The organism is Escherichia sp. MOD1-EC7011, assembly GCF_002965005.1.
Taxonomy (GTDB): Bacteria; Pseudomonadota; Gammaproteobacteria; order Enterobacterales; family Enterobacteriaceae; genus Escherichia; species Escherichia ruysiae.
The window spans coordinates 1-22,388 of sequence record NZ_PTRD01000035.1 but is presented as its reverse complement, the minus strand read 5'-3'; the positions used below and the strand labels follow the sequence as shown (position 1 = coordinate 22,388).

The 22,388-nt window shown below is 49.2% G+C and carries 19 protein-coding genes; 8 read left to right on the top strand and 11 right to left on the bottom strand.

Translation table 11 applies throughout. The annotated features are described in order from the left end of the window. Nucleotides 1-144: 144 nt before the first annotated feature. The 3 genes from ptsP to A7098_RS24265 form a co-directional block, all read right to left on the bottom strand. Nucleotides 145-2,391 carry a phosphoenolpyruvate--protein phosphotransferase gene (ptsP, locus tag A7098_RS17525; RefSeq protein WP_000957934.1) on the bottom strand — a complete coding sequence of 749 codons (2,247 nt, stop codon included), beginning with the start codon at nucleotides 2,389-2,391 and terminating at the stop codon, nucleotides 145-147. 12 nt (nucleotides 2,392-2,403) lie between these two features. Next, a complete protein-coding gene (gene rppH / locus A7098_RS17520) occupies nucleotides 2,404-2,934 on the bottom strand; it encodes an RNA pyrophosphohydrolase (RefSeq protein WP_000564488.1) in 531 nt (176 codons plus the stop codon). 352 nt (nucleotides 2,935-3,286) lie between these two features. Next, nucleotides 3,287-3,433: a hypothetical protein gene (locus A7098_RS24265; RefSeq protein ID WP_274541214.1), complete on the bottom strand. Its 147-nt coding sequence runs from the start codon at nucleotides 3,431-3,433 to the stop codon at nucleotides 3,287-3,289. Between the two features lie 185 nt (nucleotides 3,434-3,618). Here A7098_RS24265 and mutH point away from each other — a divergent pair, with 185 nt between their 5' ends. The 4 genes from mutH (at nucleotide 3,619) to A7098_RS17500 (ending at nucleotide 6,594) form a co-directional block, all read left to right on the top strand. Next, on the top strand, nucleotides 3,619-4,308 hold the full coding sequence (gene mutH / locus A7098_RS17515; RefSeq protein ID WP_000082203.1) for a DNA mismatch repair endonuclease MutH: 690 nt from the start codon (nucleotides 3,619-3,621) through the stop codon (nucleotides 4,306-4,308). A 68-nt stretch (nucleotides 4,309-4,376) separates the two neighbouring features. Continuing rightward, nucleotides 4,377-5,090 carry a TerC family protein gene (locus A7098_RS17510; protein WP_000895631.1) on the top strand — a complete coding sequence of 238 codons (714 nt, stop codon included), beginning with the start codon at nucleotides 4,377-4,379 and terminating at the stop codon, nucleotides 5,088-5,090. Between the two features lie 137 nt (nucleotides 5,091-5,227). Further along, nucleotides 5,228-5,446: a lipoprotein YgdR gene (gene ygdR, locus A7098_RS17505; RefSeq protein ID WP_000758660.1), complete on the top strand. Its 219-nt coding sequence runs from the start codon at nucleotides 5,228-5,230 to the stop codon at nucleotides 5,444-5,446. A 107-nt stretch (nucleotides 5,447-5,553) separates the two neighbouring features. Next, on the top strand, nucleotides 5,554-6,594 hold the full coding sequence (locus A7098_RS17500) for an NADP(H)-dependent aldo-keto reductase (protein WP_105281173.1): 1,041 nt from the start codon (nucleotides 5,554-5,556) through the stop codon (nucleotides 6,592-6,594). Nucleotides 6,595-6,626: 32 nt separating this feature from the next. Here A7098_RS17500 and lplT read toward each other — a convergent pair whose 3' ends face one another. Continuing rightward, nucleotides 6,627-7,820, bottom strand: coding sequence for a lysophospholipid transporter LplT (lplT, locus tag A7098_RS17495; protein WP_105281172.1), 1,194 nt, complete (start codon nucleotides 7,818-7,820; stop codon nucleotides 6,627-6,629). Beyond that, the gene (gene aas, locus A7098_RS17490) at nucleotides 7,813-9,972 is read right to left on the bottom strand and encodes a bifunctional acyl-ACP--phospholipid O-acyltransferase/long-chain-fatty-acid--ACP ligase (RefSeq protein ID WP_105281171.1); all 2,160 of its coding nucleotides are present in this window, start codon (nucleotides 9,970-9,972) and stop codon (nucleotides 7,813-7,815) included. The genes lplT and aas overlap by 8 nt, the downstream gene beginning before the upstream one ends. Nucleotides 9,973-10,558: 586 nt before the next feature. Here aas and galR point away from each other — a divergent pair. Then, nucleotides 10,559-11,590: an HTH-type transcriptional regulator GalR gene (gene galR, locus A7098_RS17480; protein WP_000201036.1), complete on the top strand. Its 1,032-nt coding sequence runs from the start codon at nucleotides 10,559-10,561 to the stop codon at nucleotides 11,588-11,590. A 6-nt stretch (nucleotides 11,591-11,596) separates the two neighbouring features. Here the strand turns inward: galR and lysA are convergent, their stop codons facing one another. Then, a complete protein-coding gene (gene lysA, locus A7098_RS17475; protein ID WP_105281170.1) occupies nucleotides 11,597-12,859 on the bottom strand; it encodes a diaminopimelate decarboxylase in 1,263 nt (420 codons plus the stop codon). A 121-nt stretch (nucleotides 12,860-12,980) separates the two neighbouring features. Between lysA and lysR the strand changes: the two genes are divergently transcribed. Further along, complete coding sequence (gene lysR / locus A7098_RS17470) at nucleotides 12,981-13,898, top strand: DNA-binding transcriptional regulator LysR (RefSeq protein ID WP_105281169.1); 918 nt, start codon at nucleotides 12,981-12,983, stop codon at nucleotides 13,896-13,898. 4 nt (nucleotides 13,899-13,902) lie between these two features. Here the strand turns inward: lysR and A7098_RS17465 are convergent, their stop codons facing one another. From A7098_RS17465 to A7098_RS17440, 5 genes are all read right to left on the bottom strand, one after another. After that, the gene (locus tag A7098_RS17465; RefSeq protein ID WP_000848678.1) at nucleotides 13,903-14,595 is read right to left on the bottom strand and encodes an aspartate/glutamate racemase; all 693 of its coding nucleotides are present in this window, start codon (nucleotides 14,593-14,595) and stop codon (nucleotides 13,903-13,905) included. Between the two features lie 128 nt (nucleotides 14,596-14,723). Continuing rightward, entirely contained in the window at nucleotides 14,724-16,142 is a 1,419-nt protein-coding gene (araE, locus tag A7098_RS17460; RefSeq protein WP_000256430.1) for an arabinose-proton symporter AraE, read from the bottom strand. Nucleotides 16,143-16,457: 315 nt separating this feature from the next. Beyond that, a complete protein-coding gene (kduD, locus tag A7098_RS17455) occupies nucleotides 16,458-17,219 on the bottom strand; it encodes a 2-dehydro-3-deoxy-D-gluconate 5-dehydrogenase KduD (protein ID WP_000602499.1) in 762 nt (253 codons plus the stop codon). Between the two features lie 29 nt (nucleotides 17,220-17,248). Then, entirely contained in the window at nucleotides 17,249-18,085 is an 837-nt protein-coding gene (kduI, locus tag A7098_RS17450; protein WP_000383255.1) for a 5-dehydro-4-deoxy-D-glucuronate isomerase, read from the bottom strand. Between the two features lie 284 nt (nucleotides 18,086-18,369). Next, complete coding sequence (locus tag A7098_RS17440; protein ID WP_000656049.1) at nucleotides 18,370-19,551, bottom strand: acetyl-CoA C-acetyltransferase; 1,182 nt, start codon at nucleotides 19,549-19,551, stop codon at nucleotides 18,370-18,372. A gap of 256 nt (nucleotides 19,552-19,807) precedes the next feature. Between A7098_RS17440 and A7098_RS17435 the strand changes: the two genes are divergently transcribed. After that, nucleotides 19,808-21,037 carry an amino acid permease gene (locus A7098_RS17435; RefSeq protein ID WP_000036849.1) on the top strand — a complete coding sequence of 410 codons (1,230 nt, stop codon included), beginning with the start codon at nucleotides 19,808-19,810 and terminating at the stop codon, nucleotides 21,035-21,037. 459 nt (nucleotides 21,038-21,496) lie between these two features. After that, complete coding sequence (locus A7098_RS17430; RefSeq protein ID WP_010354900.1) at nucleotides 21,497-22,129, top strand: helix-turn-helix transcriptional regulator; 633 nt, start codon at nucleotides 21,497-21,499, stop codon at nucleotides 22,127-22,129. The last annotated feature ends 259 nt before the right edge of the window (nucleotides 22,130-22,388 follow it).

The window sequence follows — 22,388 nt, the reverse complement described above, 5'->3', positions numbered from 1 at the left end:
CCACAAGTTCTTGTTATTTCGCTGAAAGAGAACAGCGATTGAAATGCGCGCCGCAGGTTTCAGGCGCTCCAAAGGTGCGAATAATAACACAAGGGAACCTGGCTGGTTGCCGGATACCGTTAAAAGATATGTATATGATCCGCGCTATAACCCCCCGCGAATCAGCCCGCCCATACCGCGACGCTCCATAAATGCCGCTACCTGATGACGAACTTCGGTCGCCAGTTGCGCTTCCAGACTGCGCTGCGCAAGATTTTCTGCTTCGGCAAAATCAATGCGCCGCAGCAGGTATTTTACGCGCGCGACAGAACGTCCGTTCATAGACAGATGGCGATACCCCAGCCCAATGAGGATTGCCACGCACATGGGATCGCCCGCCATTTCACCGCATAAACGCAGATCGATTCCCTGCGTTTCCGCCTCACGGGCGATCATCGCCAGAGCACGTAACATTCCAGGATGAAGACTGTCATAAATGTTCGCTACTCTGGTGTTGTTGCGATCAACGGCCAGGATGTATTGAGTCAGGTCGTTGGTGCCAACAGAGATAAAATCGACCCGGTTTGCCAGATGCGGCAGCATAAATACCATTGAAGGTACTTCCAGCATGATACCGATGCGTGGTTTGGGAATTGCGTAACCGATCATCTCCTCGACTTCACGTCCGGCACGTTCAATCAGGCGGCGTGCTTCGTCAACTTCATCCAGGCTTGTGACCATTGGCAACAGAATGTGCAGGTTGCCCGTTGCAGCATTGGCGCGCAACATCGCCCGCACCTGGATCAAAAAGATCTCCGGCTGATCGAGCGTAATGCGAATCCCACGCCACCCCAGGCATGGATTCTCTTCGCTGATCGGCATGTAGGGCAATTGTTTGTCAGCACCGACATCCAGCGTACGCAGGGTGACGGGTTTATCATTGAACATTTGCAGCATCCCCTGATACTGCGCCACCTGTTCTTCTTCCGACGGGAAACCACTTTGCAGCATGAAAGGGATTTCGGTGCGATAAAGACCGATACCATCAATGCGACTGCCCAGTTTTTCTTCATGTTCCGGGCTTAATCCCGCATTGAGCATAACTTTTATGCGCTCGCCGCTTTTTAACTGCGCAGGTAAATTGACATCATCTTCTGCCAGACGGCTAAGCTCAATCTCTTCGCTAATCAGCCGCTGATATTCTTGCAGCAGTACCGGCTCCGGATCGACCAGCAATTCACCGCGATAACCATCAACGATCAGCGTGCGACGATGCAGCACCGAAGGCTGAATGTCCGCGCCCATCACGGTAGGGATCCCCAGCGCACGTACCATAATCGCAGCATGGGAGTTGGCTGCGCCATCGCGCACGACAACGCCGACTAAGCGATCCTGAGGCAGCTCTGCAAGGGTTGTCGCTGACAGTTCATCTGCCACCAGAATGAAACGTTCCGGCCAGGCGTTCGCCCCCTGGTTGGCATCATCAAGGTGAAACAACAATCGCTGGCCCAGCGCACGTAAATCACCGGCTCGCTCTTTGAGATAGCTATCACTTAGCGCAGCAAACTGTTCGGCGAATTTTTCAATGACCGTTTTCACCGCCCACTCTGCAACTGAGCCTTTATCCACCTCGTCAAATAATTCGCGACGCAGACGCGTGTCAGAAAGCAGGTGTGAGTAAAGATCGAAAATAGCCGCTGTTTCTTTTTGTGCACCGGCAGCAAAGCGTTTGCTGTAGCGACGAAACTCGTTAGCCGCTTCTTCCAGCGCCCCGGTCAGTCGCTCGCGTTCCAGAGCCGGATCCAGCGTTGATGCCTGATATACCTGTTCCATTAAAGGTAACGTGGCATCCTGCCAGCCTTCAGCAATCGCCACGCCGGGCGCTGCCGGTAATGCGCGGATTCGCGTCTGGCGATATTGCCCAAACAAGGCAGTCAACTGCGACTGAGAAAGAATAGCTGCCATCTGGGTGGCAAGCGTCACCAGGAAAGATTCTTCACTTTCGTTGTACTGCCGCAACTCTCGTTGCTGTACCACCAGTACACCAAGTAACTGGCGACGTTGAATAATTGGCACGCCTAAAAACGCGCGGAAACGTTCTTCTTTTACGGAGGGGATATATTTGAAGCTGGGGTGTTTTTGCGCATCCGCAAGGTTTATCGGTTCCGCCAGCCTGCCAACCAGGCCGACGATCCCTTCATCAAACGCGAGCGTTACGGTGCGACCACGTGGCTTTTTTAATCCTCGGGTCGCCATCAGGTAGTAACAACGTCGGTCGTGATCGGCCAGGTAGACCGAACAGACCTCGGTATCCATCGCAAGACAGATGTCGGTAACCAGAATATTTAACGCCTCATTCAGGCGTGGTGCGCTGGCTACCTTTTCGACTATTTCGCGCAGGCGAGTGAGCATAATGGGCGTGACTTAACCTCTTTTACGTCGATAAGCAGATACGTTTTGTGGTTTAGGCGTATTTTCTTGCAGCGCCATCACAACACTTGCGAACTCTTTCATTACCCTACGGTAGACATCACGTTTAAATGACACCACCTGTCTGACCGGATACCAGTAACTTACCCATCGCCAGCCGTCAAACTCTGGTGTACTGCTGGTTTGCATATTGATTTCTGCATCGCCGCTCACCAGCTGCAAGAGAAACCATTTTTGTTTTTGGCCGATACAAACCGGCTTCGTGTCCCAACGCACCAAACGTTTCGGTAATTTGTAGCGCAACCAGTTACGCGTTGAAGCAAGGATTCGAACGTCTTTACGGCTTAATCCTACTTCTTCAAACAATTCACGGTACATCGCCTGTTCTGCGGATTCTCCGGGATTAATTCCGCCTTGCGGAAATTGCCAGGAGTGCTGACCAAATCGCCGGGCCCACATCACCTGCCCCTGACGATTACAAATCACGATACCTACGTTTGGGCGGTAGCCATCGTCATCAATCACCGGACTACCTCAAAATAAAGCTTTATATACGAATGATTGTTTCATACTCCAGGAAGACGGTAAACCACTCTCTGCAGGGCATTACACACTAATAACAATTGAATAACTCACAGTTAAGTGCAGAGTTATAAACAGAGGACGGGGTGGATAGCCGTTTTTATTCACCTTTTCTGTGGATAGAGTTGTGAAGAACTACGGAATTACCACGGGAAAACCCAGAGCATTCTGAATCAGTCGCTAAAATACACTTTAAAATATTCGTTATTAATCAATACATTAAACACATAAATATTGATAAAACAGAGAAATTCGTGACCCATGTCACACCACTCATTTACGCGTTGGCGAAAGATCAACCAACGTCGTATTTATCCACAGAATGTGCCACTAAGTTAAGCACCGCACCACTAAAAATTAGAGTTTCGTCGCACGTCAAGGCTGTAAATGGAAACAGTAGTGAGGGTTTTTCACAGTTATCCCAGCTTTCTGTGGATAACATGGTGTAAGATCCTGTTTATTTTCAGTGACCAGAATTGGAAAACCCACCAGGACGTTGCGCAACACCGTCACCTGTGGATTAAAAAACAAGATAAATCATAGAATTGAATAACGCTTGTGGAAAAAGTTACACTCTGAATATTCGGTACAAAATAGCTGCTTATTTTTTAACCAAGGTGTAATACCATGTCTCAACCTCGCCCATTGTCCTCTCCTCCCGAAACTGAAGCGCAGTTATTAGCACAAGCACAGCAACTTTCTGGCTACACCCTGGGTGAACTGGCAGCACTTGCCGGGTTGGTTGCGCCGGAGAATTTAAAACGCGATAAAGGTTGGATCGGTGTGTTACTGGAGATCTGGCTTGGCGCCAGCGCAGGGAGTAAACCTGAACAAGATTTTGCCGCATTAGGCGTGGAACTCAAGACTATCCCTGTGGATAGTCTTGGTCGTCCGCTGGAAACGACATTCGTTTGTGTTGCACCATTAACCGGCAATAGCGGTGTGACCTGGGAAACCAGTCACGTCCGCCACAAACTTAAACGGGTGTTATGGATACCGGTTGAAGGCGAGCGCAGCATCCCGCTGGCGCAGCGTCGCGTAGGAGCACCGTTGTTGTGGAGTCCGAACGAAGAAGAAGACCGCCAGCTACGCGAAGACTGGGAAGAATTGATGGATATGATTGTCCTCGGTCAGGTTGAGCGAATCACCGCTCGTCACGGGGAATATTTGCAAATACGACCGAAAGCGGCGAATGCGAAAGCTCTCACCGAAGCCATTGGCGCCCGGGGCGAACGAATTCTGACATTGCCGCGCGGATTTTATCTGAAGAAGAAGTTCACCAGCGCACTGCTGGCCCGTCATTTTTTGATCCAGTAGCCATCGCTTTGACCTGCTGCATTCCGGGCATATAATTACCGCTTCATTTTTTTGGCAGGGCTTTTTAGATGTTATTTGCATGGATAACCGATCCTAACGCCTGGCTTGCGCTCGGTACGCTGACGCTGCTGGAGATCGTTCTTGGGATCGATAATATTATTTTCCTTTCTCTGGTGGTCGCAAAGTTGCCCACCGCACAGCGTGGTCACGCGCGGCGTCTGGGACTGGCTGGAGCCATGGTTATGCGTCTGGCGCTGCTGGCGTCGATTGCCTGGGTTACGCGCCTGACGAATCCGCTTTTTACAATTTTCAGTCAGGAAATTTCCGCTCGTGATTTGATTCTGCTGCTGGGTGGTCTGTTCCTTATCTGGAAAGCCAGTAAGGAAATCCACGAATCTATCGAAGGTGAAGAAGAAGGGCTGAAAACACGCGTTTCATCATTCCTCGGTGCTATCGTACAGATTATGCTGCTGGATATTATTTTCAGCCTCGATTCAGTGATTACCGCCGTGGGTCTGTCGGATCATCTGTTTATTATGATGGCGGCCGTCGTCATTGCAGTAGGTGTGATGATGTTCGCCGCGCGTTCGATTGGTGATTTTGTTGAACGCCACCCTTCGGTAAAAATGCTGGCGCTCTCTTTCCTGATTCTGGTGGGCTTTACCCTGATACTGGAAAGTTTCGATATCCACGTACCGAAAGGTTACATCTACTTCGCAATGTTCTTCTCCATTGCAGTAGAAAGCCTCAACCTGATTCGCAATAAAAAGAATCCGCTCTGATATTCCGTTCGCTCTCCAGTGGGAGAGCGAACGTCTTCCCTTTATTCTCACAGTTTAAGACTTTCCTGCTTTCAAGATGTATAACGTCAGATTATAAACAGACTATTATCATTGATGGGCTTAATGAGGATAACCGGATGAAAAAATGGGCAGTATTAATTTCCGCAGTCGGACTGGCATTTGCTGTTTCCGGTTGTAGTAGTGATTATGTGATGGCCACTAAAGATGGTCGAATGATCCTGACTGATGGAAAACCGGAAATTGACGATGATACCGGGCTTGTGAGTTATCACGATCAACAAGGTAACGCGATGCAAATTAACCGCGATGATGTCTCGCAAATTATTGAACGTTAAAAAATAAGGTCAGCATCCGGCTGACCTTAAGATTTTTCGCTTTCCCTTTTCCCTTCCCTCTGCCATTTTTATATTCCTTATGTCGTGATTATAAAAAGGAAACGGCTATGCAATATCACCGTATACCCCACAGCTCGCTGGAAGTCAGCACGCTGGGGCTTGGCACGATGACGTTTGGTGAACAGAACAGCGAAGCCGACGCCCACGCACAACTCGACTATGCCGTCGCTCAGGGCATTAATCTTATTGACGTTGCCGAGATGTACCCTGTACCGCCGCGCTCCGAAACGCAGGGATTGACTGAAACCTATGTCGGTAACTGGCTGGCAAAACATGGCAACCGCGAAAAGTTAATTATCGCCTCCAAAGTGAGCGGACCGTCGCGCAATAATGACAAGGGAATTCGCCCGGATCAGGTGCTGGACAGGAAGAATATCCGCGAAGCTCTGCATGACAGCCTCAAGCGCCTACAGACTGATTACCTCGATCTTTATCAGGTACACTGGCCGCAGCGCCCGACCAACTGCTTCGGCAAACTCGGTTATAGTTGGACGGATTCCGCGCCTGCGGTTTCGCTGCTGGATACGCTGGATGCACTGGCAGAATACCAACGCGCAGGGAAAATTCGTTATATCGGCGTGTCGAATGAAACCGCATTTGGCGTAATGCGTTATCTGCATCTGGCGGACAAACACGATCTGCCGCGCATCGTCACTATTCAGAATCCCTATAGTCTGTTAAACCGCAGCTTTGAAGTGGGTCTGGCGGAAGTCAGCCAGTATGAAGGCGTCGAGTTGCTGGCCTATTCGTGCCTGGGTTTCGGCACGCTGACTGGTAAATATCTCAATGGTGCAAAACCGGCTGGTGCGCGTAATACGCTCTTTAGTCGGTTCACCCGTTATAGTGGTGAGCAAACGCAAAAAGCCGTCGCGGCGTATGTTGATATTGCCAGACGTCATGGCCTGGATCCTGCTCAGATGGCACTGGCCTTTGTACGCCGCCAACCGTTTGTTGCCAGCACGCTGCTGGGCGCAACGACGATGGAACAGTTGAAAACCAACGTCGAAAGTTTGCATCTGGAGTTAAGCGAAGACGTATTGGCTGAAATTGAAGCGGTGCATCAGGTTTATACTTATCCGGCACCTTAAGGATTAACGCCGGTTAAAACCGGCGTTAAATATTAATGACGGCGTTGCCAGACCCACAGCGCCGTTATTGCCAGCGCAAACAGCGCACCGAAGCCAATGCCAATAGGCACGACCGGGATGCCTACCATGACCGCCAGCGAGTAAATGCCCAACATCAACAGCATGGCACTGTTTTCGCCCAAGTTCTGTACTGCAATCGCATTCCCCGCCCCGACGCTTTTTTTACCCCGCTCCTGTAACAACGCGTTGAGCGGAACGACAAAAAAGCCGCCCAGCACGCCAATCAGCATCAGCAAGGCATAGGCTGGCAGCAGCTCATGTTGCAGGGAGAAAATCAGCACTACCACGCCAATTAAAATCCCGGCAGGCATACAGCGTGAAACGGTTTCCAGCGTGACCAGCTTCGCTGCCGCGCCGGCACCAACCACGATGCCAATCGCCACCATCGCGTTGAGATAGGTCGGCGTAGCGTTATCGGTAATGCCCAGCGCCACCGGCACCCAAAGTACTAACAGGAAACGCAGCGTGACGCCCGCTCCCCAGAACAAACTGGTGCCTACCAGCGAAAAACGCGTTTCACCATTGCGCCATAGCGAGGTGCAGGCATTCAGGAAACTGCGGGTCATGCTGATGAGATTCCAGGACTGCCCCGGACGCGCCGCCGCCAGTTTGGGAATGTAGATATTGGCAACGACCGCACCACCGTAGGCCAGTGCGCATGCCGCCAGGGCAACCAGAATATGCCAGTCTGCCAGTACACCACCGGCTACGGAACCGAGCAAAATCGCCGCAATGGTGGAGGCTTCCATTAAACCGTTAGCTTTCACTAACTTACTACCCGTGGTTAATTCACCAAGAATCCCGTATTTCGCCGGTGAATACGCTGCCGCACCAATTCCCACCAGCGTATAGCCGAGAAAGGGATTGATGCCAAAGCAGATACTGGCAGCGCCCAACAGCTTAAGGCCGTTAGCAAACATCATTACCCGGCCTTTGGCAAAGCTATCCGCCACCTGCCCGACAAACGGCGCAAAAAGAATGTAAGCACCTACAAACACCATTTGCAGGACAGGCTGACTCCACTCCGGATAGAACTGCGCTTTCAGTAACGCCAGAGTAGCAAACAGCAGCGCGTTATCACCAAACGCAGAAAGAAACTGCGCGACGATAACTGCTTTCATCCCCTTCGACCACAGCGAAGTGTTAGTGTGCACTGACTCACTCATCGTGTTGTTCCGCTTCGTCTACCCAGCTTTTCAACGTGACAAAGTCAGGTTTGCCGCTGCCCAGTAATGGCATCTGTTTCAGATAGCGAATGTCGCGCGGTACAGCAAGCTCCGGCACGCCGTGCTCGCGGGCATACTGTTGCAGTTTATCGCGCGCCAGTTCACTGTCCGTGGTGAAAAGCACCAGCGCCTCACCTTTGCTGGCATCGCTCTTAATCGCAGTGGCATGCATCTTGTCTGGAGAAACGCCAATGGCCAGTTGTTCCACCATTTCCAGCGACACCATTTCGCCTGCAATTTTGGCAAAGCGTTTCGCGCGCCCCTGAATCTGCACAAAGCCCTGTTCGTCGAAACGCACGATATCGCCCGTGTCATACCAGCCGCGCTCCATCTCGCCGCGAACATTCTCGGCGGTGGGCACTTCCAGCACGCCCGGTTTCTCCACGCGCAGGTAGCCGTTCATAATGTTCGGCCCTTTTAGTTGCAGGCGACCACCGTCTTCGATACCCGGAACCGCCAGCAGTCGAGCATCCATACCAGGCAAAATACGCCCTACCGTACCTGGTTTCGCTGCCATCGGTACGTTGATGGACACCACCGGCGCACATTCCGTCACACCGTAACCTTCAAGAATGCGCAGGCCAAATTTATCCTGCCAAAGCTGTTTGGTGCTTTCTTGCAATTTCTCCGCACCTGCCACCACATAGCGTAGACGATAGAAGTCATACGGGTTGGCAAAGCGCGCGTAGTGACCGAGGAAGGTCGAGGTGCCAAAAAGCACGGTACAACTGCGGTCGTACACCAGTTCCGGCACAATGCGGTAGTGCAGCGGACTTGGATAAAGGAACACTTCCGCCCCCGTCAGCAGTGGCGTAAACAGGCCAACAGTCAGACCAAAAGAGTGGAACAGTGGCAATGCCGACATAAAGCGGTCATTGGTGGTGAAGTCGGCAATAGTTTTAATCTGCTCGACGTTCGCCAGAATACTTTTATGGCTATGGACCACGCCTTTCGGATGGCCTTCAGAACCGGAGGTAAAGAGGATCAGCGCCTCTTCTTCTGGCTGCTGTTTTACCTGTGCCAGGCGCGGCACCAGCAAATGCGCGAAGATCCACACTTTGTCGGCAGTGGTGACGTCCGCTTTTAAATCTTCCAGATAAACCCAACGCACCTGAGTAAGCTGTTCCGGCAGATGCCAGAGTTTGCCTTTATCGAGAAACTGACGGGAAGTGAAGATGGTTTTTATTTCAACCGCCGTAATGGCGCTAGTCAGCCCTTTTACCCCGGCGGTGTAGTTCATCATGGCCGGAATACGACGACGAGCGATAGCCCCGAAAATCACTGCCGCACTGATGCCCGCATTGGGCAGCATTAAGCCGATGCGCTCTCCTTCAACACTGTATTTTTCGAGGATGCGACCAACAAACAGCGTTTTGATAAGTAATTTGCGATAGGTATCAGGGGTAAAATTGACATCTTCGACACACTTTTTACCCGCACCGAAGCGGTACATTGCACTCAAAAAGGATTCGTACAGCGTTTCACGCGGGCGCACAGCCATACGCGCTTCCATCATAATTTGATGCAGCATTTCGCCAGCGATTTTGCGACGGTCACGGGCACGCGGCGCATCCGGCATCTGCACTTGCGTTGGTGGCAAAATATGCAGATGAATTTGCGGGAACAAGCGACGTTTAACCAGACCTTTCAGGCGGCTGAAGTGCGTAAGTTCCGCCCCTTCAATACGCACTGGAATGACTGTCGCACCTGACTTCGCAGCGACAAAACCCGCGCCATCGTAGATTTTCATCAGCGAGCCGGTTGTCGTAATTCGTCCTTCAGGGAAAATAACCACCGGTCGCCCCTGTTCAACCAGACGTACCAAATGTTTAATTGCCATGGGTTGCGTCGGGTCGAGAGGAACGAAGTCGATAAATGATTTCAGCCAACGCATATACCACTGCTGGCTGATAGAGGTGTAAACGGCAAAAACAGGGCGAACGGGTAAAAACAGCGCCAGCAATATGCCATCAATAAATGAGACGTGATTGGGCGTGATAAGAACACGCTCGCCCTTCAGTGCCTTGGTGTCGCCTGTCACGCGAACACGGTACAGGACACGGCACAAATTACGAAAAAAGCTAAAAAGCATTCCAACTCCCTTTGCTCAATCTTCAGTAAAAGCGAATGGTGCGAGATTACACCAGAAGGAGAACACGAGCGACAGTAAAATGGGGGCGAAAAAAAACCTGCGCATCCGCGCAGGCTGGTGCAAGAGACAGGGTACGAAGAGCGTACCGAATAATCTCACCAATCAATACCTCTGGGATCTTGATTGTGGTCTGTACACAGACTGTTCGCCAGCGAGAAAACGCAAAGGAGTGAAGGGAAATGCAACCAGGTGTGTAAATTATCGGTTACTGTTACAGATTGATGACAGACAAAAAAAACCTGCGCATCTGCGCAGGTTGGTGTAATTCATGTGATCAACCCGAAGTTGACTTCACCTATCAATACCTCTGGGATCACCACTTTATCAATCTGAAGCCAAACGCCACCAGCGGTCAATCGCAACAGCGTTTCGCAAAGTGTAACCAAAGGTTTGCAATCTCTTTTTTTGTCTTACTTATTTGCGTTTCGCTCACAATCCCCGCGCTGAAAGTACAACGCCCCTTGAACCAACGGACGTTTTCCGTAACACTGACAGAATGTAAGCGTTTACCCACAAAGGTATTTTCATGGCGACCATAAAGGATGTAGCCCGACTGGCAGGCGTTTCAGTCGCCACAGTTTCCCGCGTCATTAATAATTCTCCCAAAGCCAGCGAAGCTTCCCGGCTGGCTGTACATAGTGCAATGGAGTCTCTTAGCTATCACCCGAACGCCAACGCCCGGGCGCTGGCACAACAGGCCACCGAAACCGTTGGGTTGATTGTTGGTGATGTCTCCGATCCTTTTTTCGGCGCAATGGTGAAAGCGGTTGAACAGGTGGCTTATCACACGGGTAATTTTTTATTGATTGGTAATGGTTACCACAACGAGCAAAAAGAACGTCAGGCCATTGAGCAGTTGATCCGCCATCGCTGCGCCGCACTGGTCGTTCATGCCAAAATGATTCCCGATGCCGATTTGACAGCATTGATGAAACAAATGCCCGGCATGGTGCTGATCAACCGGATCCTTCCGGGGTTTGAGAATCGTTGCATCGCACTGGACGATCGTTATGGCGCCTGGCTGGCGACGCGTCATTTGATTCAACAAGGCCATACTCGCATTGGTTATCTCTGCTCTAACCACTCTATTTCTGACGCCGAAGATCGTCTGCAGGGTTATTACGATGCCCTTGCCGAAAGCGGTATTCCGGCCAATGATCGGCTGGTAACTTTTGGCGAACCGGATGAAAGCGGCGGCGAACAGGCAATGACTGAACTGCTGGGAAGGGGGCGAAATTTCACTGCCGTGGCCTGTTATAACGACTCAATGGCGGCGGGCGCGATGGGTGTACTCAATGATAATGGTATTGATGTACCGGGTGAGATTTCATTGATTGGCTTTGATGATGTGCTGGTATCGCGCTATGTTCGTCCGCGTTTGACGACAGTACGCTATCCAATTGTAACGATGGCGACTCAGGCTGCCGAACTGGCTTTGGCACTGGCGAACAATCACCCGCTTCCTGAAATTACCAACGTCTTTAGTCCAACGCTGGTACGTCGCCATTCAGTTTCAACACCGTCACTGGAGGCAAGTCATAACGCCTCCAGCAACTAGCCGCGATTAAAGCAACTCAAGCGCCAGTAATTCTTCAATGGTCTGGCGACGGCGAATCAACCGCGCCTGACCATTATCAAACAGAACTTCTGGCAGCAGTGGGCGACTATTGTAGTTTGATGACATTGACGCACCATATGCGCCAATATCATGCAGTACCAGATAATCCCCCGCCTTCACTTCCGGCAAAGCACGGGTTTCGACATTCCCCCCCTCCTGCTGGGTAAAAACATCCCCCGATTCACATAGCGGCCCGGCGACAACGGTTTCCACCATTGGTGCGTGCTCAAGGGAATGACCATCAGCCGCCAGTGCGCTAATGTGATGGTAACTGCCGTACATTGCCGGGCGCATCAGATCGTTAAATCCGGCGTCAACCAGCACAAAGTGGCGGCTCCCCATCTGTTTGACGCTTCGCACCTGGGTAATCAACACACCAGACTGCGCCACCAGGAAGCGACCCGGTTCAATTTCCAGTTTCACAGGGTGACCCAGATGATGAGCAATCTGCTCACGTGCCGCATTCCACAGGCCATAATAATGTTCGGTATCAACCGCTTCTTCTCCCTGCTGATAAGGCACAGAAAGCCCACCGCCAGCAGAAATCGCCTGTAAATCCTGACCAAAGTCGATAACCTGCCGCACCATCGCACCACACACCTGTTCCAGATGTGCATAGTCAACACCGGAACCAATGTGCATGTGAATGCCAACCAGCTGCAATTGATGCCGCTGTATCACTTCCAGTGCGGCGGGAAGATCGGTATACCAGATACCGTGCTTGCTATTTTCGCCACCGGTATTGGTTTTTTGGCTATGCCCATGACCAAATCCCGGATTAACGCGCAGCCATACCCGATGCCCCGGCGAAACCTGGCCTAGTTGGTCGAGCATATCGACAGAACCCGCATTCACCGGAATTTGCAATTCACTGACACGCTCGAGCGTCGCCTGGTCGATAACATCAGCGGTAAAGACGATATCATCGGGATGCGTTTGTGGATTGTAACCCGCCGCCAGCGCGCGCTCGATTTCGCCCAACGAGACGGAATCTACTTTCACGCCCTGCTCTCGCATTAAGCGCAAAATATGAATATTGGAACAGGCTTTCTGCGCAAAGCGCACCACATCAAACTGCTTCAGAGCCGCAATCTGCCGACGAATGATTTGTGCATCGTAGACCCAAACCGGGCAGCCAAATTCTGCGGGCAAGCGCAGCAGATTTTCGGCGGTGAGATCGGTATCGGTGCTGAACAGTGAATGTGGCATAACAAACTCCGAATAAGTGCTTTTTTATGATTACGCCACATCATAAAAAGAATAAAAAATATCGATTTATGCCAGGTCTATGCAAAAATGATATGGATTACCGGAGAATGAGATTAAGCAGATGGCCGCCGTTAACTTACGTCATATTGAAATTTTTCATGCGGTAATGACCGCCGGAAGCCTGACTGAAGCAGCACAACTGCTACATACTTCACAACCCACCGTCAGCCGCGAACTGGCGCGCTTTGAAAAAGTGATTGGGATGAAATTGTTTGAGCGCGTACGCGGACGATTACATCCTACCGTGCAAGGGCTGCGGTTGTTTGAAGAGGTGCAGCGATCCTGGTACGGCCTGGATCGCATTGTCAGTGCCGCAGAAAGTTTGCGCGAATTTCGCCAGGGCGAACTGTCTATTGCCTGCTTGCCGGTCTTTTCGCAGTCTTTTTTGCCGCCACTGATGCAACCGTTTCTGGCCCGCTATCCTGAAGTCAGCTTAAACATTGTGCCGCAGGAATCGCCGCTACTTGAAGAGTGGCTCTCAGCCCAGCGCCATGATTTAGGCCTCACCGAGACGCTGCATACGCCTGCGGGTACGGAACGTACTGAATTACTGTCTTTAGATGAAGTCTGTGTTTTACCACAGGGGCATTCGCTGGCGGCAAAAGTGGTATTAACGCCGGAAGATTTTCAGGGTGAGAATTACATCAGCCTTTCCCGTACTGATAGCTATCGCCAGTTGTTGGATCAACTATTTAATGAACATCAGGTTAAACGCCGCATGATTGTGGAAACCCATAGCGCCGCGTCAGTCTGCGCGATGGTACGGGCGGGGGTGGGAGTTTCCGTGGTTAACCCGCTCACCGCACTGGATTATGCGGCAAGCGGTTTAGTGGTGCGGCGATTTAGTATTGCAGTTCCGTTCACCGTTAGCCTGATTCGCCCCCTGCACCGTCCGTCATCAGCACTGGTGCAGGCATTTAGTGAGCACTTACAGGCAGGTTTACCGAATCTGGTTGCCTCACTTAACGCTATTTTGTAGCGAATTACGACAGCATAAAAGCGACGGCATCCTCGGCATGAAGAGCGGTGGTATCGAACACGGGCAGGACACTGCGCTCTTCTGGCACCAGTAAACCAATTTCAGTACAGCCAAAAATGACGCCCTGCGCCCCCTGTTCTGCGAGACGAGTAATGACTTGCGCATAATAAGCGCGTGACGTTTCGGTAAATTGCCCCAGACACAGCTCTTCAAAAATAATCTGATTAATTTTCGCCCGCTCATCCGCTTCAGGCACCAGACAATCGATAGAAAATTGCTCTGCCAGCCGTCCACGATAAAAATCCTGTTCCATGGTGTAGCGCGTTCCCAGCAGCGCCACGCGCGTCATTCCAACACGGGTGATGGCACGCCCGGTGGCATCCGCAATATGTAAGAAAGGCAGTGAGCAACGAGACTCGATGACATCTGCTACTTTGTGCATCGTATTGGTACATAACACAATGCCTTCTGCTCCTGCCCGCTGTAACCCAAGCGCCGCACTGGCAAGAATCTCTCCTGTTTTGTCCCACTCACCGCGACGTTGGCACTCTTCTATTTCATGAAAATCGACGCTATGTAGCAGCACTTGCGCAGAGTGAAGCCCGCCAAGTCGCTGTTTAATGCCTTCATTTATCAGGCGATAGTAAGGAATGGTGGATTCCCAGCTCATTCCTCCCAGCAAACCAATTGTTTTCATTCCTCTCTCCTGATGTGAGTTACCGCAACAGAGCTGATTAAGGAACGAAACAAACGCCTCAACGGCCTGGTGCCAGATCTCTATTAGCGAAAAAAAGGCCGGATGTACAGCACATCCGGCCTGTGAAATCAGACACCGATATTTCTCAATTTCTCACCAGCCATCAGTCTACGTTCGATATGTTCCAGCGTGACATTCTTGGTTTCCGGAATAAGCCAGAAGGTGATGCCAACAAACGCAATGTTCAGCGCAGTGTAGAGCCAGAACGTACCTGCCGCGCCGATGCTATCGAGCAGAGTCAGGAAGGTCGCGCCGATAATCATATTCGACACCCAGTTCGTAGTGGTCGAACAGGTAATACCAAAATCGCGGCATTTCAGCGGCTGAATTTCGGAGCACAGGATCCACACCACTGGCGCGGCGCTCATCGCATAACCGGCAATACACATCATCGTCATGCCAACAGAGAGCCAGGACAAACCACTGGAAGCCGTACCGTTATCAAACTGCATCAGGCAATAGCCCAACACCAACGTGCCCAGCGCCATCACGCTAAAACCAATTTTCAGTGCCGGTTTACGCCCCGCTTTATCTACCGTAAAGACAGCAATAAAGGTGGCGAACATAAATGTCAGCCCCACCACCAGAGTCGCAATCATCTGTTGCTCTGTGGTCGTAAAGCCCGCCATTTTGAAGATGCGCGGCGCGTAGTACATGATGATATTCATACCAGTAAACTGCTGCATCGCCTGCAACAACATACCGAGGAACACTGCTCGACGGACATTACGGTTGATCTTAAACAGCGCCCAACCGCCCTGTTTTAATTTCAGGCTTTCACGAATTTCATTGAGTTCTTCTCGCGCTTTTTCCGACGTATCGCGCAGCATACGCAGCACTTCTTCCGCCTCAATATGACGCCCCTTTTCCGCCAGCCAGCGCGGGCTATTCGGCAGAAATACCACCAGAATAATCAACAGAACTGCCGGTAAGGCAAGAACACCTAACATCGCACGCCAGTTACCGCTATAGCTGAATGCCGTGTCGGATAAAAACGCCAGAACGATGCCAAGCGTGACCATTAACTGGTACATACTGATCATCTTGCCACGCACGTTTTCACTCGCCATTTCAGAGAGATACAGTGGCGCAGTGTAAGAGGCAATCCCCACCGCAATCCCCAGAACCACACGGGCCGCGATTAACATTTCGACACTGGTGGCAAACGCTGATCCTATTGAGCCCAATACGAACAGTACAGCACCAGCCATCAGGCTGTATTTACGTCCCAAACGGAACGACAGCCAGCCGTTAAACAGCGCACCGATTGCTGCGCCAAGCATCATGCTACTGACCACCCATTCCTGCAAACGACTGGTCAGCACAAAGTGATCGGTGATAAACGGTAATGCACCTGCGATAACCCCGATATCAAGACCGAATAACAATCCCGCGACCGCAGCAGCTACCGAAACAAACATATTCATACGCCGCGTATCACGCAGAGGGCGCGGCGTTAAAGCAGATTCCGTATTGATAGTAACCATTTTTTCCTGCCAGCACAGAGTAAGACATAGTGAAAAAATACGTGAACAATTAACTCAGGTGTCAGGTCGGAAATAGCATAAATATGGATTAAATTGCTGCCACATGCAGTTATGTGATGGACATTACACTTTTAAAATTAAGTAAAATTAATGACATTATAATTAAGAAACTAATTTTAAAGCAGTTAAAACTAACAAAACTCATCAATTGATAATTAATATGGATTATTTAATAGCCATGATATGGATTATGTTGATTATCAGAAATAAAAAACCCTGCCAATGTGACAGGGTCATAAATGTAAGCAAGATGAATTAACGTGCTAACCAGCCGCCATCCACGGCAATGGTGTAGCCATTAACATAGTCAGAAGCACTGGATGCCAGAAACACCACCGGCCCCATCAGATCGCTCGGCAACCCCCAACGCCCCGCAGGAATGCGATCCAAAATTTCCGCACTACGCTGTTCATCAGCCCGCAGTTGCTGAGTATTGTTGGTCGCCATATAACCCGGAGCAATCGCATTAACGTTGATGTTGTGTTTTGCCCATTCGTTCGCCATCAGGCGCGTCACACCCATCACGCCGCTTTTTGATGCGGTATATGAGGGCACACGGATCCCGCCCTGGAATGAAAGCATTGACGCGATATTAATAATCTTGCCGCCATTACCCTGCGCGATAAAGTGCTTCGCCGCCGCCTGGGACATGAAGAACACGCTTTTGATGTTCAGATTCATCACATCGTCCCAGTCTTTTTCGCTGAAATCGAGAGCATCTTCGCGGCGAATTAATCCGGCGTTGTTCACCAGGATATCAATATGCCCAAATTCAGCCACCGCACGATCCAGCAGTGCTGGAATACCATCAATCTTACGCAGATCGGCGGTCAGACTTAAAAAACGGCGCCCCAGCGCAGTGACCTGTTCAATGGTCTCAGTTGGCTCAACAATGTTGATACCCACAATGTCACAGCCCGCTTGCGCCAGACCCAACGCCATTCCCTGCCCCAGCCCAGTGTCACAACCGGTGACAACTGCAACTTTACCTTCAAGAGAAAATGCATTTAAAATCATGATAATACCTTATTAATTTATATCCGCGACTAGCGCAGATCTTTAATGGCAACGTGGTCCATATCATCAAAGACCTGGTTTTCACCGACCATGCCCCAGATAAAGGTATAAGCCCTGGTTCCTACACCTGAATGGATAGACCAGCTTGGGGAAATCACCGCCTGTTCGTTATGCATCACAATGTGACGCGTTTCTTGCGGCTGCCCCATCATGTGGAAAACGCAGGCGTCATCGTCCATGTTGAAATAGAAGTAAACTTCCATCCGGCGCTCGTGGGTGTGGCACGGCATGGTATTCCACAGGTTTCCCGGTGCCAGTTCTGTCAGCCCCATACTCAACTGGCAGGTTTCCAGCACATCCGGCACAAAGTATTTGTTAATCGTGCGGCGGTTACTGGTGAGATTATCGCCCAGCGTAACCGGAGACACTTCAGATGGCGTGACTTTTTTCGTGGGATACGTCGTGTGAGCAGGTGCGCAGTTGTAATAAAACTTCGCCGGAGTGGCACTATCAATGCTGGCAAAAACAACTTCTTTTGCACCTTTACCAACATAGAGGGCGTCGCGGTGACCGATTTCGTAGCATTGACCATCGACGGTAATCGTACCGGTTCCACCAATATTGATAACCCCTAGCTCGCGACGTTCAAGGAAGTAGCTTACGCCCAGTTGCTTACCAACCTCCCCGCCAACGGAAACCGTTTTCGTTACCGGCATAATGCCGCCAACAATAATACGGTCAATGTGGCTGTAAACCATGGTGTACTCATCCGCGACGAATACCTTTTCAACCAAAAATTCATTGCGCAGCCCTTGGGTATCCAGTGTTTTCGCGTGCGCGCTATGGATGCTTTGTCTTACGTCCACATCAACCTCCGATAATCATTGAAGTGTGAAACCAGAACGATTATGAAACATCGTTTCGTTTTTCTATTGAAGGATGATAAGCCCGTGATGTGCTCTTTTCAATTAAAAATAAAACATTGTTTCATTTTTAAGATGACGATTGTAAAAAGTGTAGTATCGATCACGAATAAGCAGGGGAAAGGAAAAAGTCAGGTTCTATATGGGACATGTATAGACGTGCCAGCCATCATTATAAAGCAGCTTGATGGCGGTAGAGGTTTAACGGATAAGGAAGAAATACAGATCTAATCGTCACGCTCAATAGTTAATGCCACGCCCTGACCACCACCAATACAGAGTGTAGCCAATCCTTTACGAGCGTTGCGTTTCACCATTTCATGAACCAAAGAAACCAAAATGCGACAGCCAGAGGCGCCAATCGGATGACCCAATGCAATCGCGCCGCCATTGACATTGACCCGGCGTTCATCCCATTCAAGCATCTTGCCAACAGAAAGCGCCTGCGCGGCAAATGCTTCATTAGCCTCAATAAGATCGACATCAGCCAACTGCCAGCCTACACGCTCCAGGCAACGGCGAGTCGCATACACAGGAGCAATGCCCATCAGCGCAGGATCAACACCAACGCTGGCAAAGGCGCGAATACGTGCCAGTACGGGTAAATTCAACGCATGTGCTTTGGCTTCGCTCATCATCATTACCGCAGCCGCGCCATCATTGATGGATGAGGCATTTCCTGCGGTAACAGAACCGTGACTATCAAAGGACGGATTTAAACTAGCCAGCCCTTCGGCACTGGCATCGGTACGCGGCTGCTCATCGGTATCAACAATCAGTAACTGCCCATTGCTTTGCGTTCTGACCGGGACGATCTCATCTTTGAATCGTCCGGCATCAATGGCCGCCCGCGCTTTCTGTTGTGAGCTAAGTGCGTAGGCATCTTGTAATTGACGACTGATACCATATTCGCGCGCCAGATTTTCGGCAGTGACACCAATATGGTAATCATTGAATGCATCCCACAAGCCATCATGCACCAGGCTATCAACCAATTGGCTATCGCCAAGCTGTGCTCCGGTGCGGCTATCAGTCAAAACATGTGGCGCACGACTCATATTTTCCTGACCACCGGCAATAACAATATCAGCCTCACCACACTGAATCGCCTGAGTAGCAAGATGCAGAGCTTTTAGCCCGGAACCACAAACATCATTAATGGTAATTGCCGAAACGCTGTTGGGAAGACCACCTTTAATAGCCGATTGCCGTGCTGGATTCTGCCCTGCCCCGGCAGTAAGAACCTGTCCAAGAATCACTTCATCCACCGCATGTGCAGCAACGCCGGTGCGCTCTAATAATGCTTTCACGACCAGGCTGCCTAGTTCCACCGCAGAATGACCAGCCAACGCTCCACGAAAGCAGCCGATAGGTGTTCGTAACGCACCGACAATCACAACATCTTTCATCACAACCTCGCACCAATTAACAGCGCAATAGTAAATGATTGTTAATTTCAATTATCCAAAATGTTTAAAAAAAGTGATTTTTATCACAAAGGAAATTTACCGTAAAAAGGGAGGATGATATCTGACTGGCACGCAAGGTTTGCATCTACTAACACACCAATCCAGAGGTTGATATAGCGTTAATCTCCCATGACTGGCCTGGTTTATGGTAAATTGCCCTCCATTTTGTTTAATTTGTAGATGATACGTTCAAATAATGTCTAAAATTTGGTCAAAAGAAGAAACTCTCTGGAGCTTCGCACTCTACGGCACAGCCGTTGGCGCAGGCACGCTCTTCCTTCCTATTCAATTAGGTTCAGCAGGAGCGGTGGTCCTGTTTATTACTGCACTGGTCGCCTGGCCTTTAACATATTGGCCACATAAAGCCTTATGCCAGTTCATCCTTTCTTCAAAAACATCGGCAGGCGAAGGGATCACTGGCGCGGTAACTCACTACTATGGCAAGAAGATCGGTAATCTGATTACCACTCTGTACTTCATTGCCTTTTTTGTCGTGGTGTTGATATACGCAGTGGCAATCACCAACTCACTCACTGAACAGCTGGCGAAGCATATGGTCATTGATCTACGCATCCGTATGCTGGTGAGTCTTGGCGTTGTGTTAATCCTGAATCTTATTTTTCTGATGGGGCGTCACGCCACAATTCGGGTAATGGGATTTTTAGTTTTCCCGCTGATTGCCTACTTCTTATTTCTTTCCATCTACCTGGTCGGTAGCTGGCAGCCTTCTTTATTAACAACCCAGGTAGAGTTCAATCAGAATACCCTTCACCAGATATGGATATCGATTCCCGTGATGGTTTTCGCCTTTAGCCATACTCCGATTATTTCTACGTTTGCTATCGACAGACGAGAAAAATACGGCGAACACGCTATGGATAAATGCAAAAAAATTATGAAGGTCGCTTATCTCATCATCTGCGTGAGCGTGCTGTTCTTCGTCTTTAGCTGCCTGTTATCAATTCCACCTTCATATATTGAGGCGGCAAAAGAGGAAGGCGTCACCATTTTATCGGCACTATCTATGCTGCCAAATGCCCCTGCGTGGTTGTCAATTTCCGGGATTATTGTCGCGGTAGTTGCCATGTCTAAATCATTTTTAGGCACCTACTTTGGCGTTATTGAAGGTGCGACGGAATTAGTCAAAACCACGTTACAGCAGGCGGGAGTTAAAAAAAGCCGAGCATTTAACCGCGCGCTGTCAATTATGTTGGTATCGCTGATTACTTTCATCGTCTGCTGCATCAACCCTAACGCAATTTCGATGATTTACGCGATCAGTGGTCCGCTCATTGCCATGATTCTTTTTATCATGCCAACACTGTCTACGTATCTCATTCCTGCCCTTAAACCCTGGCGTTCCATCGGAAATCTAATTACGTTGATCGTGGGTATCCTGTGCGTATCGGTAATGTTCTTTAGTTAATCGCTGATGTGAATGGTTCAAAATAGTCCTTATTTTGAACCATTCCAGTTCTTACAATGCCTCTCCACCATTAATCACCCTCCTGACTATCTATAGTCATAAACAAACAATATCAAGCTGTTATCCTCAGTAAAAATCTGAATATCTTAAATAAGACTATTTAAGATGCATCACTTAGATTTACACGATATCGTCTGGTTATTCGAAAACAATTTGCAGTATAGATATTCCTAATGCATTAGGCACTTATCTGATTTGCAATAAGCCCAACATGGTTAACCGAGTGAAATCCAGCCATATTTAAAACTTAATGATGTATTCTTAAATATCTTATTGAGAATAATATCAAATACAGATTTAACGCAAATCCCCATTAAAAGCTTATTAAATCAGAGCGTATTGACATCATCAATAACCAATGAAATTATGCGATTATCTATGAATAGGGAGGTTATTAACATGAGACTTTGTAGTAGATATAAAAGTCTTACATGCAATAGTTGCTCAATGCATTGCCAAATAATGCCAGAAAAGTCACCGCGCTTGCAGTATTGTGCAAACGCCTGTTTTTGTATGTGGCCCGAAGATAGTTCGTATTTTAATCGTGGTGTGGTTGAAGGCATATTAAGTAAAAATCACAATGCTCGATTAAGTGGATATATTTTTGTAGATTTTTCAGTAAGTTTTTTACGTCTTTTTCTGGATAAAGACTGGATTGAGTATCTTGCAAGTACGGAAATGGGAATTGTGTTGATAAGCGACAGGAATATGCAATCTCTTGCTAATTACTGGAGAAAACACAATCCCGCAATATCAGCTATTATATATAATGATGATGGACTGGATGTTGCTAACGAGAAGATCAGGCAGCTGTTTATTGGTCGTTACCTGTCATTTACCAGAGGCAATACATTGACTCAAATGGAGTTCACCATAATGGGGCATATGGTATCTGGCTATAATCCATATCAAATTGCAGACACTCTCGACATGGATATCCGCAGCATCTACGCCTACAAGCAAAGAATTGAAAAAAGGATGGGTGGTAAAATAAACGAATTATTTATACGTTCGAACTCAGTTCAGCATTGAAACGTAACTATCGACAATAATAATTGTATATACGGGCATTTATAATGATGCCCGTGTTTTATAAGATGAGCTTCCAATTCCGCTTGTTAATTTTTAGTTTAATTATGTGAATTTTGTGTGCCATTTCAAAAATTCATGAGCGAAAAAGCCCGGGAAGTAGACGTTATAAGCGTTAAATATGTTAATACACATGGTGTTTTAAGTTGCATTAATATATTGCAATTATAATTTTCGTAGTGAATATAAAATTAATATATAT

Bases quoted from the DNA above. Each gene is read 5' to 3' on its own strand.
- ptsP (WP_000957934.1), bottom strand. From the start codon at position 2,391: ATGCTCACTCGCCTGCGCGAAATAGTCGAAAAGGTAGCCAGCGCACCA.
- A7098_RS24265 (WP_274541214.1), bottom strand. From the start codon at position 3,433: ATGTTATCCACAGAAAGCTGGGATAACTGTGAAAAACCCTCACTACTG.
- mutH (WP_000082203.1), top strand. From the start codon at position 3,619: ATGTCTCAACCTCGCCCATTGTCCTCTCCTCCCGAAACTGAAGCGCAG.
- A7098_RS17510 (WP_000895631.1), top strand. From the start codon at position 4,377: ATGTTATTTGCATGGATAACCGATCCTAACGCCTGGCTTGCGCTCGGT.
- ygdR (WP_000758660.1), top strand. From the start codon at position 5,228: ATGAAAAAATGGGCAGTATTAATTTCCGCAGTCGGACTGGCATTTGCT.
- A7098_RS17500 (WP_105281173.1), top strand. From the start codon at position 5,554: ATGCAATATCACCGTATACCCCACAGCTCGCTGGAAGTCAGCACGCTG.
- lplT (WP_105281172.1), bottom strand. From the start codon at position 7,820: ATGAGTGAGTCAGTGCACACTAACACTTCGCTGTGGTCGAAGGGGATG.
- aas (WP_105281171.1), bottom strand. From the start codon at position 9,972: ATGCTTTTTAGCTTTTTTCGTAATTTGTGCCGTGTCCTGTACCGTGTT.
- galR (WP_000201036.1), top strand. From the start codon at position 10,559: ATGGCGACCATAAAGGATGTAGCCCGACTGGCAGGCGTTTCAGTCGCC.
- lysA (WP_105281170.1), bottom strand. From the start codon at position 12,859: ATGCCACATTCACTGTTCAGCACCGATACCGATCTCACCGCCGAAAAT.
- lysR (WP_105281169.1), top strand. From the start codon at position 12,981: ATGGCCGCCGTTAACTTACGTCATATTGAAATTTTTCATGCGGTAATG.
- A7098_RS17465 (WP_000848678.1), bottom strand. From the start codon at position 14,595: ATGAAAACAATTGGTTTGCTGGGAGGAATGAGCTGGGAATCCACCATT.
- araE (WP_000256430.1), bottom strand. From the start codon at position 16,142: ATGGTTACTATCAATACGGAATCTGCTTTAACGCCGCGCCCTCTGCGT.
- kduD (WP_000602499.1), bottom strand. From the start codon at position 17,219: ATGATTTTAAATGCATTTTCTCTTGAAGGTAAAGTTGCAGTTGTCACC.
- A7098_RS17440 (WP_000656049.1), bottom strand. From the start codon at position 19,551: ATGAAAGATGTTGTGATTGTCGGTGCGTTACGAACACCTATCGGCTGC.
- A7098_RS17435 (WP_000036849.1), top strand. From the start codon at position 19,808: ATGTCTAAAATTTGGTCAAAAGAAGAAACTCTCTGGAGCTTCGCACTC.
- A7098_RS17430 (WP_010354900.1), top strand. From the start codon at position 21,497: ATGAGACTTTGTAGTAGATATAAAAGTCTTACATGCAATAGTTGCTCA.